Genomic DNA, 17,118 nt, shown 5'->3' with positions numbered 1-17,118 from the left:
TTTTGTTGTGTAAAAATGAAATTTTGCTAAAGATAAAGATGGATTTTGTATGACGAAAATAAATGTTTTGAAACTTCTATTCTACGGTAGTAAGATATGTTAAATTATCCTGAAAATGTTTAAGTAAATCTATCTGGCTATTTAACTATATATTTGTACCATGCTTCAATCGTATGCAGTAAAATATGCTAATCTGATTAAAACCAAAGCCAGAGAATTAGGCTTTGATTATTGTGGTATTTCTAAAGCTGAGTTTTTAGAAGAAGAAGCCCCCCGTTTAGAAGCATGGCTCAGTAAAAATTATCATGGCAAAATGGCCTATATGGCTAATTACTTCGACAAACGCCTTGACCCTCGCCTGTTAGTAGAGGGTGCAAAGTCGGTAATTACTCTTATACTTAATTATTATCCCGAAAAAACTTTACCGCAAGCGCCTGAAAACCTTAAACTGTCTAAATATGCCTATGGTAAAGACTATCATTTTGTGATGAAAGACAAGCTAAAGGATTTGATGGAGGCGATTTCGGAAGAAATAGGAGAGGTGAATGGCAGAGTATTTGTCGATTCGGCTCCGGTGATGGATAAAGCATGGGCAAAAAAAAGTGGCGCAGGTTGGTTAGGCAAACATACCAACCTGATTAACCGTGAAATAGGGAGCTTTTTCTTTATAGGCGAAATCATCTGCGACCTTGAAATACAGCCCGATGGAGCCATAAAAGATTACTGTGGTACCTGCACCCGTTGTATAGATGCTTGCCCTACCGATGCCATTGTTGAACCTTATGTAGTAGACGGCAGTAAATGTATCAGCTATTATACCATTGAACTGAAAGAGGCTATTCCTGACGAAGTAAAAGGCAAAATGGAAAACTGGATTTTTGGCTGTGATATTTGTCAGGACGTATGCCCCTGGAATTCTTTCGCTCGCCCTCATTCTACACCGGAATTTAATCTGAATCCTCAACTGGCTGAATTCACAAAAAAGGATTGGGAGGAAATTACAGAAGAACTCTTCCAGGAAATCTTTCGCAGGTCGGCCGTGAAGCGGACTAAGTTGGAGGGGTTGAAACGGAATATTGATTTTGTGAGGGAAGAGTGAAATTATGAACAAAACCTGAAAATCAATGTAGTAGAGACGCCATGCATGGTGTCTTCAAGAGCCTATGAATGTCATATATTGTCTATCTTAATTCTATTTTCCTGAATAGTATATGCTGGGGTGCATAGACCCTTGAAGACGCATGCAATGCGTCTCTACGAAAAATCGCCCTAATATTTTATTAGATTTCTTACCTCATTTCTTAAAATCCCTCACATCAACTATATTCTTACAGAAAGCGTATTCGTGGGGTTGGTTGGAGCATATAATCAGTAAACGCTCTTGCGTGTGTTGCTCTACCTGATTCAGATACCATTGTGTAGCCTGAGCATCAAGGTTAGAGGTGGGTTCGTCTAAGAGAATAATGGGGCAGTCAGAATAAAAGGCTAAACCTAATTTCAGGCGTTGTTTCATGCCTGACGAAAAGTTTTTGACCGATTTGTTTTTATGAGGAGCCAACTCGATGAGTTCAAGAAGTTGAGTAGGGGAGATGTGATTTTTAAAAGGCTTGAATTGCTGATGAAATTCTACGATTTCAAGCAAGGTAAACTCTTCAATGAGTTCAAGATAAGGCGCAGCAATAACAATTTTCCTGAAAATATCATCAATGCTGATAGGTTGGCCGTTTGAAGTATAAGTAATTTGCCCTTCGGTATGTGGTAAGACACCTGCAATTACTTGTAAAAGAGTGGATTTCCCGCTACCATTAGGCCCAACAAAAGTATAACTTTCTTTGGCTGAGAAAGACAAACTGGTATGGCGAAAAATCCATTCGTTGCGGTATTTCTTACCTATATTAGCGAGCTCAATAGTCACTTTCTGAACCTTTTTTTGCAGGACTTTTGATGATTCCTCTTTCAGAATTAGAGATAAAATTCAGGATTTCGTCACGCTCAGGAGATGCCTGAAATTCTAATTCTACCTGACTGATGGCATCACTGTTATTCAGTCCTTTCAGATAGATATAGCGGTAAATATCCTGTATTTCTGCAATTTTTTCGTCAGAATGACCTCTACGTCTCAGCCCTACCGAGTTGATACCTGCATAAGAAAGTGGCTCACGGGCAGCTTTGATATAAGGAGGAACATCTTTGCGGATTTGTGAACAACCTCCTATATAGGTATGCTTGCCGATTTTAACAAATTGTTGTACGGCTGACATCCCACCGATATTGGCGTAGTCGCCTACGGTAATATGTCCGGCTAATTGCACACAGTTGGCAAGAATCACATGATTACCAACAATACAATCGTGGGCAATATGTGTATAAGCCATAATGAGGCAGTTTGAGCCAATTTCGGTACGGTATTTATCTACTGTTCCACGATTGACAGTTACACATTCCCGGATAGTGGTGTTATCACCAATAATGGTTTTTGTATCTTCACCCTTAAATTTTAAATCCTGTGGAACAGCCGAGATAACCGCCCCGGGAAATATACGGCAGTTTTTTCCGATTCTTGCACCCTCCATGATAATTGCATGAGAGCCTATCCATGTTCCTTCACCAATTTCTACATCTTTATTTATCACAGCAAATGGCTCCACAACAACGTTATGAGCTATTTTGGCGTCTGGATGTATGAATGCTAATGGTTGATTCATAATTGTTTGATTATTGCTTAGTATTGGTAAGCCAAACTACAAGTGATTAGCTTACAGTTTTAGCCGGTGGTTGTAGCTTTATTTTGCTTTTTTCACTAAACGTGCGGTCATGTTTACATCGCACACAAGGTTTTTGCCTACCCAGGCATCACCGTGCATTTTGGCTACACCTAATTTGATCGGAGCCAGTAACGAACATCTGATAATAAGGGTATCGCCAGGCAGCACATTTCTATAGAAACGGCAATTGTCTATACTTACCAGATAGGGCCAGTAGGCTTCAGGATTTCCGGTAGAAGTCAGCACCAACACACCACCATTCTGTGCAATAGCCTCAATTTGTAATACACCGGGCATTACAGGATTATCAGGGAAGTGTCCTGTAAACTGTGGCTCGTTCATTGTGATATTTTTGATACCAATCACGGTTTGTCCGTCCAGATATACAATTTTATCTAATAAAGCAAATGGATAACGATGCGGTAATAATTTAGCTATATCGTTGACATTAAGTACCGGAGGCGTATTTGGGTCATACTGTGGTGCCCCTTTAGCCGAATCAAGCATTTGTTTTTTGATTTTCTTGGCCAGTTCTACATTGGGCTTATGGCCCGGGCGTGCGGCTAAAATATGAGCTTTTAACGGACGACCTACCAACGCTAAATCTCCCATCACGTCTAATAATTTATGACGGGCGGGTTCGTTAGGAAAACGCAATGGGGCATCGTTAAGAATACCTGTTTTGCCTACATGAATTTTAGGCTTGTTTAATAATTGAGAAAGGCTTTCCACTTCTGCCTCTGAAACCTCTTTATCTACAATAACTACGGCATTCCCGATATCGCCACCTTTAATGAGTCCTGCTTTGAAGAGTGCTTCTAACTCATGTAAAAAAACAAAAGTACGGCAAGGAGCAATTTCTTCTTTAAACAACTCAATGGCATGCAACTGTGCATGCTGGCTATGAAGAATAGTTGAGTTATAATCAACCATAGCCGTTACACGATAGTCGTTTAAAGGTAAGGCCGCTAATTCAATACTACGTTCATCATTGCGGTAATGGATAGCTTCAGTTACCTCATAATAATTACGTAAAGAATGTTGTTCTTCAATGCCTGCTTCTTCTAATAATTCAACAAATCTGATGGCACTACCATCTAAAATAGGGATTTCAGGCCCATCTAACTGTATCAGTACATTGTCAATCTGTAAACCAACCAAAGCGGCCAGAATATGTTCGGTGGTGTGTACTCTTGCTCCCTCTTTTTCTAAAACCGTGCCTCTTGAGGTATCTACCACATAATCTACATCGGCTTCTATAATGGGCTTGTTTTCTAAGTCGATTCTTTGAAATTTATAACCGTGGTTGATAGGCGCAGGTTGTATAGTAAGCGTTACATTTTCGCCGGTATGCAATCCTACCCCTGTAATTGAAACTTTCTTTTGAATGGTTTGTTGCTTAACGTTCATAGGCAATTATCTTATTTTTCGGTTTAGCTACTTTTAGCTATGAAAATACTCCCTCGGCAATTAGCTCTTCAAGGCGTTTTTCCAACTCTCTGACTTGTTTTTCTAATTGTGGGAGTTTTCTGAAAACAGCTACCGACCGAAGATAGTCGTTTAATTCTGATACAGGTTTTCCTGCTACCGAAGTATTTTCTTTTTTGATTCCTCTTGTAATGCCTGTTTGTGCGCCGACTTTTGTACCGTTTGCTACTGAAATATGCCCTACTACACCCACCTGACCGCCAAATACACAATTTTCGCCGATAACTGCTGAACCGGCTATACCGGTTTGTGCTGCAATTACGGTATTTTTTCCGATTTCTACATTATGTGCAATCTGAACTAAATTATCAATTTTTACACCCTGACGGATAATGGTAGAACCCATAGTAGCACAATCAATGGTTGTATTGGCTCCGATACTTACATTATCTTCAATCAGTACGTTCCCCAATTGAGGAATAGTTTTATAGGTGCCATCTTCCTGAGGAGCAAACCCAAAGCCGTCGCTGCCTATTACTGCACCTGCATGAAACACACAATTGTTACCAATAATGGTATTGCTATATATTTTTACACCGGCATAAATCAGTGTATTGTCGCCAATGGTTACGTTATCGCCTATATATACCTGAGGGTAAATCTTTACATTTTTTCCTATTTTTGTATTGTTTCCGACATAAGAAAAGGCACCCTGATAGGCACCTTCACCTATCTCTGTTCCTTGTCCTACAAAGACCGGTTGCTCAAGGCCTTTCTTAGAAAAATTCAAAATCTTCTGATACTCTTCAAGCAGTTGCGTAAATGAATTATAGGGGTCTTTGACTATAATCAGCGCAGCAGAAATTTCTTTTTTAGGAACAAAATCTTTCCCGACAATGACGGCTGAAGCCTTGGTAGTATAGATAAAATGCTCGTATTTCTGATTGGCAAGAAATGATATATCGCCAGGAACACCTTGTTCAATTTTGGCTAACTTGCTGACTGTCAGGGAGTCGTCGCCTTTGACTTCTCCATTCAGTAAGTGAGCTATTTGCTTTATCGTAAATTGCATAAGATACTTAAGCGAGTTTAAACTTTGCGTTAGTTGTATACAGTGACACTTTGGTTAAATTGAGTGCCGACAAAATAATTTTTGTCGAAAATATTCTTGAAATAGTACAAAAATAATTCACAACATAGCAAAATCATTGCAAATATACATTTTTGCCCCAACATACATAGTATTTTTTCACGATGTTGCTCAATGCCTTGATGGTCGGTAAATCTGAGGCATCGGCAATGTCTACTACTTCTTTATTTTTGGTGCAAATGTAGATGGTTTCATCACCGCGCACGTAACCTTTGTTGCTTACGTCGCCTTCGGTGATAAAATAGTCTAACTGATTGTCGGGGATACCGTTGTCAATGAGTGCTTGTTTTAATGAACTAATAAGTGCTGGTTCTATGGGTTTATTAGCTATTTTGATTTTGAACAGGTTTCTGTTCAGTAAATCTCTGCAAATGGTCGATAAAATTTTATCAGCATGAAACTGCCAGTTTTTTACACAAGCCCAGATGTCGTAATCGTCTAATAGTGTAAACGCTTGCAGATACTTATCATTGTTTTGAAACTCTTTTAAACTGACGTTTTCTTTCAAAAAAACTAAAAATGCCGGATTCGCAAATAATTCCTCTCCCTGATTAATCAATTCTCTGGCACGTCTGATAATCTGCATGAGCATAGTTTCGGCACAAATAGCGGTTTTATGTAAATATACCTGCCAGTACATCAGGCGTCGGGCACTTAGAAAATTTTCAACACTTAATACGCCTTTTTCTTCTACTACCAACTGATTACCCACTACGTTTAGCATCTTGATAATTCTGTCTACGCCAATGGTTCCTTCTGCCACTCCGGTAAAAAAACAATCACGGTTCAGATAATCCAGCCTGTCCATATCTAACTGACTCGAAATCAGTTGATGAAAAAAATCACGTTCATAAGTGCCGTTAAACATTTCAATAGCTAAAGAAAGTTTTCCGTCAAACTCTCTGTTAAGTTTTTCCATCAACAAAGATGAAATATGCTCATGATGCACCTGGTCTAAAATAGTGTATTCAAGTACATGAGAAAATGGTCCATGCCCTATATCATGCAGCAGAATTGCTATTTGTGCCGCTTCAAATTCACTTTCGGATATAGCCTGCCCTTTCGATTGTAGCACCACCAAAACCTCGTGCATTAAGTGCATAGCCCCTAACGCATGATGGAAACGTGTGTGTAAGGCACCGGGGTAAACCAGCTCTGCCATACCCAATTGCTTTATACGACGTAAACGCTGGAAAAAAGGATGCTCAATCAGGTCGAAAATTAAATCTGAATGTATCGTTACAAATCCATAAACCGGATCATTGAATATCTTACGTTTATTGGTCGTTATCGGAGAGTTGCCTGTAACGTTATTGGCAAACGTCATATATCTTTTGTGAAATTATTAATAAAAAATTAATAGCTGCTGCACAAACAACATAAAGAAGACGTAAATGGTTGTGAAAAGGCTGAAAATGCGCATGAAATTTATTGAACAATAGAGGAAAGGATTAATTGTGAAGAGGAAAATAGCCAAGTATGGAGACGTATTTTTGCTATTGAAGTATGCAAAAATGCTATAACTGCTGTCTTACAAACAATTCAACGGTTTTCTTTATTTTTGATTTTACTTGCGCCCATGTGATACCTTTTAGGTCTTCAGGGTCATCTTTTTGAACTTCTGCATCAACAAAGTAGGTCATTGAACGAATGATATGCCCAATATCGCTGTTAGGGTATTTCAGTTCGTAAAACTCTAACATTGTTTGTAGATTATAATAGTTGAGCAGTTCTGCAATATCCCAAAAATCCTTTTTTGCACCTCTTGTCGCCATTGCCTCTAATTTCATAGGAATAATATCTTCAACTGACATAAAACGAATGGCATCTATTATTTGAATGGGTCTGATATATGGATATTTATGTAAAATGACATCAACTTTTACTCCTTCAATAGTAAGCCAGATGGTCTGTTTTCTTTCGTCAATCTTAATAGTTTGAGGGAGTGCTGTAACAATGCCCGTAAATACTTCTTCTCTGTCAAACTCAGTGTTCGTAAAGAGGTGTAAATCTATCGAAATGCGGTGCCCGAATTTTAGAGATAGATTAGTACCACCAACCAAAACAAATTCCGATAACTCGGGTATTTGCATGAGTTTTTTAAGTAACTCGTAAGTACTTTCTTTAACAGTAGTTGTATATAGCATGGTACATGGTATTACTGATCCCAGATAGATGGTCTTGCTTGTCTTCGCTGGTATGCTTCAAAATCTTTTTCCTTCAAGTTAAGAATAAGACAAAGAAAAGAAAGTGTAGTATTCTTGAAATATGGAGCGTGTATGATTTCTTTTTTTACTCTTTCTATGCCATAGAATCTTAATGTTTCAATAATATCTGACCATGTGCCATAATTGAAAACCTTGTCCATTACAAAAAGACTATTATGTTCAAAGTCTATCTTGTTAAAATTAACGTCCCAAAATGCCGTTGGAGAAATATTGGGTTTAGTTTTCTTGTCCATACCAAGTAGTGAGTAAATTACCATAACCGAAGTTATTATAAATCTTGTATTAAATCTAATTAAAGAACATGAAAACTATATATAAGTTTTAAATGAATTGAAAAATGTTAAGTCCCTACTCAATAAAATAAATTTTTAAAGAAAATTATCAATACACCTTATCATACCTCTGAAAACACTTGGCTATCAAAGCAGTTGTATAGGCGTCTGATTGCCAGATAAGAATATTACGCAACAAAGTGCCGCCTGAAAAATAAACACCTCCTTCCCAATGGCACAGGCCGTTTGCTCTTTGTGCTTTTGATACCAAAAAATCAATAGCTTTTCTGATATTTTCGTCAGGTATAGCTACCCCCTTGTCTCGTAAATCTAACATGGCATGAAGCGCATAGGCCGTTGACTGGATAATATCTTTTTTATTTACCCAAGGTTTGCTTTCAAAACTCCCATTGGCCTGTTGTGTTTCTAAAAGATGTTTAGCTATTTTTTTTGCGGCATTGCCTAACTCCTCTACACCATTATGATAAGCTTTAGCTACTGCATAATCAATATGATAGCTGTTGGGATAATAGACTGCGGCGGTACTCCACAAGTTTTTTCTGACACTATGTTCAATTACTTTTATGGCACCGCTTTTACCTACGCTTTGGTTTACCTGAGACGTTAGTGAAAGGTAATTAAGAATATTACTATTCACCACCACATCTACATCATTGGCCCCGAATGGAATCCAGGGCTGATAGGCTACAGGATAAGCCGAACTGAAAGGCGTAAAAATAAATAATAGCGAAAAGTAAGTAGTAACAGGGGTCCAGTGGTCGTATTCATACTCCTGATGATGCCAGGTAAGGTAGGCACCCGATTGCCTTGGAGAGGGCAGCATAAAATTGTACCAGTTCCGGTTTTTGCGCTTTTTGTCTAAATACTCATCAAAACCTGCATAAGAAAGGGCTTTCACGGAGTCGTTAAAAATCTGATTATGATAATACGTAGCTGTATTGGCCAGCGCCGTATCATCGGCATCTTCGGGTACATTGGCAGTTTTGTTGATAAACCTTGATTTGAGCGGATAGTTGGTGGGGCGTCGTACTAACAAATGTGGGTCTTTACCAAACATCCGATGATTACGAGGCGTTGGCAACAGTTTCCAGAAATTGTATCGATGGTCTACCTGATAGGTCTGAATCTCATGAAAGGCTTTCAGTAAAACAGGTTTTAGGGCTGACAACGTAGTGTCGTGCAGATAAATTTCTGACAGAAAATTATGTATCGCTGATATATTAAAGCAGTTAGAGTCACGGGCTTTTTGTTTCTTACCAATAAATAGGTAAGGTTCAATCAGGTTCATATACACGGGCCATTCCCCGGCATATTGCTTGCCTGCAATGGTAGAATCGCATTGGGTTTGAATGAGGAAATTGATTGATTCCTGAAAAATCTGTTGCGGTGTGGGATTCTGGGCAAATGTTGTGAAAGAAACAGATAAGCAAAAAATACAACTTCTAACTGAAAACTTTCTGCTTTTTAATAAAAGATATGTGGCTATAAAAGTAGGCATTATGGGCTTCACAGGAAATAGTGCAGCATTTTAAGAAAAAAAACGGAGATTGAATAATGTAACACGAATTTTTAAACAGGTTTCGTATAATTCGTATAAACAGTAAGTCCTGAAACAGGTTTATGTAAATCTGCTTTAGTGACGGTTTTTTTATTGATGCACCTGAGCCAGTCAGAAAATACATGATTTCAACATGAACAGATTTTGTAAGTTAATTAAACAGATATTAAAATGACAAAAATCATCGTTTCAATTCAGTAAGTTTTGTAAATTTGCATTTAATAATTGTATTTTTTTTAGTTTCGTTTGCACTACCCATGTTAAAAAAATCTTTTCTCTTTATTAGTATTGCTGTTATCGGCTTATCATTGAATGCTTGTAAGTCTAAAAGCAATGCTAAAATTTATAATGCTAAAGCCGCCGACCCTGAGCTTTATCACCAATCAGTTGAATTGCTAACAGAAGTGATTATTCATGATATTTTTAAACCTCCGGTAGCTGCCCGTATTTATGCCTATTCTACACTTGCTGGCTATGAAGCTATGGTGCCGGGTTTCCCTGAATATGAATCTTTAGGAGGAAAACTCAAAGGTTTTACCGAAGCACCCAAGCCTGAAAAAGGACTGGATTATTGTTTTCCATTAGCCAGTACAAGGGCTTTTCTGAAAGTAGCACGTACGCTTACTTTCTCAGGCAATTTCTTTGACGATTATGAGAAAACTTTCTTTAAAAAATATGAAGATATGGGCGTGCCTGAAGATGTAATGGAACGCTCAATGGCTTATGGCGATAGTGTAGCCGCTCATGTGATGCGGTATTCTGGGAAAGATAAATATAAACAAACACGTGGTATCCGATTTACGGTAACTAACCTGCCAGGTACGTGGGTGCCTACGCCTCCTGCCTATGCCGATGCCTGCGAGCCTGAGTGGAACAAGATACGTGCTTTTGCCTTAGACTCGGCAGGGCAATTCCCTCCGCCGCCGCCACCCATGTATAATCATGATAAAAAGAGTGCTTTCTGGAAAGAAACCAACGAAGTATATGAATTGGGTAAGAACCTGACAGAAGAACAGAAACGCATTGCATGGTTCTGGGACGATAACCCATTTGTAATGAATGTGATGGGACACGTGATGTTTGCTAATAAAAAAATGACTCCCGGCGGACACTGGTTGGCAATTCATACTACGGTTTCCCGTAAAACCAAAGCTTCTTTCGAGAAAAGTGTTGAGGGGTATGTATTGGGCTCAATTGCTTTATTAGATGGTTTCATCAGTTGCTGGAGAGAAAAGTACCGCAGTATAAAAGTTCGTCCCGAAACAGTTATCAATGCCGAAGTTGACCCTAAATGGCAACCATTCCTGCAAACTCCGCCTTTCCCTGAGTACACAAGTGGCCACAGCACTATTTCTGCCGCTGCTGCCGAAGTATTCAGTTTTGTACATGGCGATAAGGTAGCATTTACAGATTCTACCGAATATAAACACGGGCACGGGGTTATGTCGTTTAGCTCATTCAGAGAAGCGGCTCTGATGGCAAGTGTCAGCCGGTTGTACGGCGGTATTCATTACTGGTCAGGGTGTGATGAAGGTAATAAATGTGGAATAAAAATAGGGCAGGAGGTGCTAAGAGTTGCGCAGACAAGGAAGAAAAAGAATACTGTTGCAGTAAATAAGTAATAGCGAAATCGCCTTGCCAACTGGCAAGGCGATTTCGTTACAGCGATTTTTCTGATATTTGTCAGCGACTGAAGTCGCCGTCTAAGATAACAACGGTATTGTCATCTTACATAAGCGGACTTAAGTCCGCATTACACAACTAAAATTGTTCCTTTGTTATTTTAGACGGCGACTTCAGTCGCTGATACTACGAATATTTACCATCCATTCTCGGCAAGGGGCTTACTTCCTGCGAGGTAAACTCGCCTTTCAGGTATTTAAAATGAGCCGCCATAGCAATCATTCCGGCATTGTCGGTACAGTACTGAAACTGTGGGATATAAACTTTCCATCTTTCTTTTTCGCCTAATTCCTGTAAGGCTTTTCTCAGACCCGAATTGGCCGAAACCCCTCCGGCAATAGCTACTTCTTTAATGTTTAATTCACGAGCTGCCTTGCGTAGTTTTTGCAATAGCATTTTTATGAGTGCATGCTGTACACTCGCACAAATATCAGCCATATTTTCTTCAATAAAATTCGGATTTTTCGCCTGATTAGCCTTTAAAAAGTACAGAATAGAAGTCTTGATACCACTGAACGAGAAATTGTATTTGGGCATTTCAGACAAAGGAAACTCAAAAGCCTCGGGGTTGCCTTGTTGGGCATATTTATCTACCAATGGCCCGCCGGGATAAGGTAACCCCAAAAGCTTGGCCGTTTTATCAAAGGCTTCACCAACGGCATCGTCCTGGGTTTCACCAATTACCTCCATATCTAAATGGCTGCGTACCAGTACAATCTGGGTATGACCGCCGCTGACTGTAAGGCATAAAAAAGGAAACGCCGGAGCAGGCTCATCAATAAAGTGTGCCAATACATGTGCCTGAATATGATTGACTTCTATCAGTGGAATATTGAGCCCAAGAGCCATAGCTTTGGCAAATGAAGTGCCTACCAGCAAAGAGCCTAAAAGCCCCGGGCCACGTGTAAAAGCTATGGCATTTAGCTGATTTTTTGTTACCTTTGCCTTTTCCAGTGCATTTTCGACCACGGGTAAAATATGTTGCTGGTGGGCACGGGAAGCCAACTCAGGGACAACTCCACCAAAACGTTCATGAATTAGTTGTCCTGCTACAATGTTAGAGTAGATTTTACCGTTAGAAATAACAGCCGCTGACGTTTCGTCACAAGAAGATTCGATCGCTAAAATATTCAAAACTAAAGATTAAAATTTTGTGTTTTCAAAAGTATCGGTGAATGAATTCACCGCCTAAGATAACAAAGGAAATATTACTATAAGCCGGACCGCGCGGTCCGGCTATGTATACAAAAAAAGACCGCTGTTATCTTAGCCACCGACCGCAACGGCAGACCGTTTTATTCGGTGAAGTAATTAAAACACAAAATTACCATTGGTAATTCAGTAATTAATTGATTTGTTAATTATTTTGTTTATTCGCTCAAGTAGTTGCGCCGCATAGTTAAAATATCAACCAGAATCCTGCTGAATCTTATTTTCATTATTTTTATGGGAATAGTTACGGTATTTTATGCCTTGCAATTGCCTGTAGTACAAACCCTTACCCTACAAAGAGCTACCGAATACCTCTCTCAGAAATTAGGTTCTCAAGTAAAAATAGAAAAAGCCAAACTTACCTGGTTCGATGAAATCACCTTAGAGAATGTAACGATTTATGACTACAAAAACCGTGAAATGATTTTTGTAAAAGAGTTATATGTGAACTCTAAAACCAATTTCAATTTCAACTGGAATACTTTTCTGACTTTCGACAATAACCTTGATTATGTAATGGTACTCGACCCACGGGTAAAGTTAATTTATGAACCCGATGGCGATCTGAATATTGATAAATGGATTGCGAAGATTGAAGAACTGACCTCAACGCCTGATACTGCCAAAGTTAGGATTGAGCATAATATTCCGTTTACGATTGATGAAACTTATATTCAGGGGGGCACATTTACGCTGCAAGACCCTGAAGAAGCCCGTTTCCCTAAAGAAGAATTTGATTATAATAATTTTACAGTTCATGGGGTTCAGGGGTTGCTGAAAGACTTTTTTATACAGGGCGATACCATTAAGTTTGCTCTGACAGATTTAAAAGGAGCCGACCGCAGAAGTAACCTTGAGATAAAAGAATTAAATACACAATTCTTTTATTCGAGGCAGCACATGAGATTTGATGACCTGTATGCCCGAATTAATAATTCTACACTCAAGCGGTCGGTTCATTTCAATTACCTTACACCAAGAGATTTCAGCGATTTCAACGAAAAAGTGGAAATGATAGGAGACCTGCGCGATTGTGAAATTGATGCACAAGACTTGGGCAGGTTTGCAACTGATATGTATGAATATCATGAAAACTACTTGCTTAACGGAGATTTCAAGGGAACAGTACATGATTTCAGGGTCAAAAACTTTAACCTGAAATTTGGTAAGAACAGCTACCTTGATGGGGATATTGCCTTTAAAAATATGCCTGACTTGCGAAAGGCAGTGATGGACCTGACCTGGAAACCTTCGCAGATTGATGCCATTGATGCCCGTCAGTATGTGGGCGACTCGCTCTATCTGAAACACGTACAGAAGTTTGGTATCACTACTTTTGCCGGAATATTTAAAGGACTGTATAACGATTTTACAACCGATGCTTTCGTAAAGTCTCAGTTGGGTCTGGTAGCAGGGAATATTACCATGAAGATACCCAATGGTAAAGCTTTACCTACTTATACAGGTTCGTTGATGGTTGATGAATTAGAATTAGGCAAACTGGTGAACGAAGAAAAAATGCTCCAGAAAATGTCTTTTACAGGCGATATTAAAGGGAAAGGATTGACCATTAAAGATGCCTTATTGAATTTCGACGGCACTGTGAAGCATATATGGTTTAATGGTTATGACTTCAGAAATATTACGGTTGACGGCGAAATGAGCCAGTCTTTATTTGATGGGCGAGTGAGCGTAAAGGATACTAATCTGACTTTTGATATAGGTGGTAAAGTTGATTTCAGTCAGAAACTTAATAAGTTCGATATTCATGGCTTTGTTCAGAATGCCAATCTACAGGCTTTAGGATATGCCAAAAATGATGTAAAACTACGCTCTGAATTAACCTTAGATTTTCAGGGAAATGAATTAGATAACTGGATGGGGCGTGCGCAGTTATTGCACACAGTTCTGCAATATGATAAACGGAAATTGGGCATTGATTCGGTATTTGTTACGTCTACTTTAGACAGCAATAGTCGTCGTATCAGTCTGCTTTCAGAGTTTTTTAATATTGATGTAACAGGTAAGTTTACGCCAAGTCAGGTAATCAATGATGTGGTACGTTTCTCGAAAGAATATACACAGTATTTTGTTGAAGATGAAGCTACTCGCATGACTTATTATGTTAATTTACCTACTTCTACTTTTCAACCAAGATATAATCTCGACTATAAAGTCTTATTCAAGAAGTCAGAACCTTTCTTTGCTTATTTCTATCCTGAGTTGTTTATCTCGCCTAATACCGAATTGAACGGACAACTCAATATAAGAAATACAATTGAGGTCTCGTTGGGGGGTAAGATTGATACTTTACGGCATGGAAGTTTTGCGTTTTATAACAATGAATTAGACTTTATTACATCTAAAGAATTGGCATCGCCTAAGATTCTTACTTCTTTGGTGTTTAATTCGGATAAACAGAAATTAGGCGATATGGCGCCTACCGAAAAATTAGAAGTAAACGGTGCATGGGGGCAGGCTAATGTGATAGAATTTGATGCCAGAATCAAACAACAGAAGAGTTCAAACAAAGCGCAGGTGTTTGGGCAACTTACCTTTTTACAGAATGAAATCGACGTAAATTTTAACCATCGGAATACCAAGCTGGACTTGTTGGGCGAAACCTGGCAATTGGCAAGAAACAACCTTATTAATTTCTATCGGTCAGATATTTGTTTTCAGGATGTAACCATTGCTAACAAAAACCAGAGTATTTCCATGAATGGCTATCTGTCGGCTGATAGTCTCAAGGAAGCCTATGTAGATGTGCATGATTTTGATTTGCAAACCATTAAGCCACTCTCAAATGTTGACCTGAAAGGCATTGTGAATGGTAAGCTGATGCTGAAAGATATGTATAGCGATGGCTTGGTTACAAGTGAGTTTGGTATTGATAAACTGATTTACAAAAATAGCCTGGTAGGTACCATAGCAGGGGGGATACTCTGGGATAACCTAACCCAGAAGCTGAATATCAATGGCAATATTGTCAGAATCGATAACGAGATATTTCGCCTGTCGGGTACTTATGACCCTAAAGATGAATATGACCCGCTTAACCTGAAAGCTGAGCTTAAAAAAGCGAATCTTGAAATATTCCAGTCGTTTGTTGATGATATTTTTTCTAATGTAGCAGGCTACGGCTCAGGTATATTGTCTATCGGCGGTACGCCCGGCGACCCGGTTATCAGGGGTAGCGTAGCTGTTGAGAAAGGGAGTCTGGTGGTGAATGAACTAAATACTGCCTTGTATTTTGATGATAAGATTAATTTTAATGAAGAAGGGTTTGTGGTGCAGAAAGGCTTTAAAGTACATGATACTGAAGGCAATGAAGCAGAGTTGGCCGGAGGTATTTTTAATGGCGGAAGCGGCAATTTCATGTTAGGGCTTCATGCTTATATGCGAGGCCGAGATGGGTTCAGAATCATGAATACCTCCATTAAGAACAACGAAGATTTCTTTGGCACAGCAGTGGCTACCGGAGATTTGCATATTACCGGAAGCCTGAAAAATGTGGCCATGACAGGTAACCTGACCAGCAAAAAAGGGACAAAAATTACGATTCCGTTAGATGGAGCAACCTATGTGAATACCGAAGAAGAGGGCATTACTTTTGTTACCAGAAACGAACAGAATCCTAAAAGTAAAGCCACTAAAAAAGACTCAACTGTAACAGAAGAGTCAGGCAGTTTAACGATGGCGTTTAACTTTACTATTACGCCTGATGCGGAATGTATAGTGATATTTGACCGTATCAATAAAGACCAGTTAACCGCCGTAGGAAACGGGCGAATCAGTATTGAATATGATACCCGTGGAGGTTTTACCATGACTGGCCCCTATACCATCAGAAGTGGGAAGTATGATTTCAGCTTGCAGAATATATCAAGGGTAAGGAAATTTGATATTGCCGATGGTAGCTGGATTCGTTGGTCAGGCGACCCTTATGATGCAGACATCAGTATCAATGCCATTGTAACAGCCAATGTATTTTTACCAGATGGCATTGTTTCGGCTACCAACAGTGCCGAACTGAAAACTCAATATCCGGTAAGTGCCTATGTGATGCTGACCGATAAACTCATGACGCCAACAATCAAATATGACATCAGATTCGACCAGAGACGATTACCATTGAATCTCCAGCCACAGGTAATTGCTTTTGAGCAGAGGCTAAGAAACGATGAACAATTATTAGCGAATAACTTTGTTGGGGTAGCAGCGTTTAACCGATTATTCTCTGACAATAGTTTCAGAGATGTGGTTGATTCTCAATTGCTTTTAGATAATGTCAGTAGCCTTCTGACCAACCAGTTGGGCACTATTGCTTCTAAAATAAACCCTAACCTTGAAATCGGGGTACAGTTGGGGGCTATGAGTACCGTACGTCAGAGTTTGTTTAATAATGTACAGGTCAATTTCTCGTATCGTTTCAGCAATAATCGTTTGAAATTGAGTGTAAATAACACTATTCTACAAAACCAGGAACAAACCGCCGGAAACTATTTTTATGGTGGAGAGGTAGAATGGCTATTGAATGAAGATGGTAGCTGGCGTTTAAAGGCTTATAGCCGCAACGTGCCAAATTACTTCTATAACTTTAACACAAACGTTACGGTAAATGGCGTAAGCCTGCAACATACCCGTAATTTCAATACAATCTTCAAGCGTAAACCAACACCCCCAACCCCTAAAGGGGAGCTTTCAGATTCGACGATTTTTTTTAGCTCCCCTTTAGGAGTAGTAAAAAAACCTTAAATAAGGCCTTCACAAGTATTAGCTGAATTTTAGAATACCATTA

12 protein-coding genes are annotated in these 17,118 nt (G+C 39.2%); 3 read left to right on the top strand and 9 right to left on the bottom strand.

Annotated features, from left to right (window positions below):
- The first annotated feature begins 160 nt into the window (after positions 1-160).
- Positions 161-1,099: a tRNA epoxyqueuosine(34) reductase QueG gene (gene queG / locus EWM59_RS07230; RefSeq protein ID WP_130020280.1), complete on the top strand. Its 939-nt coding sequence runs from the start codon at positions 161-163 to the stop codon at positions 1,097-1,099.
- A gap of 195 nt (positions 1,100-1,294) precedes the next feature.
- Here queG and EWM59_RS07225 read toward each other — a convergent pair whose 3' ends face one another.
- The 8 genes from EWM59_RS07225 to EWM59_RS07190 form a co-directional block, all read right to left on the bottom strand.
- Positions 1,295-1,915 carry an ABC transporter ATP-binding protein gene (locus EWM59_RS07225; RefSeq protein ID WP_130020279.1) on the bottom strand — a complete coding sequence of 207 codons (621 nt, stop codon included), beginning with the start codon at positions 1,913-1,915 and terminating at the stop codon, positions 1,295-1,297.
- On the bottom strand, positions 1,905-2,705 hold the full coding sequence (gene lpxA / locus EWM59_RS07220) for an acyl-ACP--UDP-N-acetylglucosamine O-acyltransferase (protein ID WP_130020278.1): 801 nt from the start codon (positions 2,703-2,705) through the stop codon (positions 1,905-1,907). The genes EWM59_RS07225 and lpxA overlap by 11 nt, the downstream gene beginning before the upstream one ends.
- Positions 2,706-2,783: 78 nt before the next feature.
- Positions 2,784-4,175: a bifunctional UDP-3-O-[3-hydroxymyristoyl] N-acetylglucosamine deacetylase/3-hydroxyacyl-ACP dehydratase gene (locus EWM59_RS07215; RefSeq protein ID WP_130020277.1), complete on the bottom strand. Its 1,392-nt coding sequence runs from the start codon at positions 4,173-4,175 to the stop codon at positions 2,784-2,786.
- Positions 4,176-4,212: 37 nt separating this feature from the next.
- A complete protein-coding gene (gene lpxD, locus EWM59_RS07210; RefSeq protein WP_130020276.1) occupies positions 4,213-5,265 on the bottom strand; it encodes a UDP-3-O-(3-hydroxymyristoyl)glucosamine N-acyltransferase in 1,053 nt (350 codons plus the stop codon).
- A gap of 133 nt (positions 5,266-5,398) precedes the next feature.
- Positions 5,399-6,670 carry an HD domain-containing protein gene (locus tag EWM59_RS07205; protein WP_130020275.1) on the bottom strand — a complete coding sequence of 424 codons (1,272 nt, stop codon included), beginning with the start codon at positions 6,668-6,670 and terminating at the stop codon, positions 5,399-5,401.
- Between the two features lie 190 nt (positions 6,671-6,860).
- Complete coding sequence (locus tag EWM59_RS07200; protein WP_229239303.1) at positions 6,861-7,490, bottom strand: nucleotidyl transferase AbiEii/AbiGii toxin family protein; 630 nt, start codon at positions 7,488-7,490, stop codon at positions 6,861-6,863.
- A gap of 11 nt (positions 7,491-7,501) precedes the next feature.
- Positions 7,502-7,804, bottom strand: a complete 303-nt coding sequence (locus EWM59_RS07195; RefSeq protein ID WP_130020274.1) for a DUF6922 domain-containing protein — start codon at positions 7,802-7,804, stop codon at positions 7,502-7,504.
- 148 nt (positions 7,805-7,952) lie between these two features.
- A complete protein-coding gene (locus EWM59_RS07190; RefSeq protein WP_130020273.1) occupies positions 7,953-9,362 on the bottom strand; it encodes a hypothetical protein in 1,410 nt (469 codons plus the stop codon).
- 317 nt (positions 9,363-9,679) lie between these two features.
- Here EWM59_RS07190 and EWM59_RS07185 point away from each other — a divergent pair, with 317 nt between their 5' ends.
- Positions 9,680-11,044, top strand: coding sequence for a vanadium-dependent haloperoxidase (locus EWM59_RS07185; protein ID WP_130020272.1), 1,365 nt, complete (start codon positions 9,680-9,682; stop codon positions 11,042-11,044).
- Positions 11,045-11,231: 187 nt separating this feature from the next.
- Here EWM59_RS07185 and tsaD read toward each other — a convergent pair whose 3' ends face one another.
- Positions 11,232-12,239 (bottom strand): tRNA (adenosine(37)-N6)-threonylcarbamoyltransferase complex transferase subunit TsaD, encoded by a 1,008-nt coding sequence (gene tsaD / locus EWM59_RS07180; RefSeq protein WP_130020271.1) that lies wholly within the window; start codon positions 12,237-12,239, stop codon positions 11,232-11,234.
- 252 nt (positions 12,240-12,491) lie between these two features.
- Here tsaD and EWM59_RS07175 point away from each other — a divergent pair, with 252 nt between their 5' ends.
- Positions 12,492-17,075 (top strand): translocation/assembly module TamB domain-containing protein, encoded by a 4,584-nt coding sequence (locus tag EWM59_RS07175; protein WP_445447091.1) that lies wholly within the window; start codon positions 12,492-12,494, stop codon positions 17,073-17,075.
- The last annotated feature ends 43 nt before the right edge of the window (positions 17,076-17,118 follow it).

Source organism: Emticicia agri (genome assembly GCF_004168285.1).
In the GTDB taxonomy this organism is placed as follows: Bacteria; Bacteroidota; Bacteroidia; order Cytophagales; family Spirosomataceae; genus Emticicia; species Emticicia agri.
Note: the sequence above shows the minus strand (reverse complement) of the source record. Positions and strands in the feature narration are given on the sequence as shown.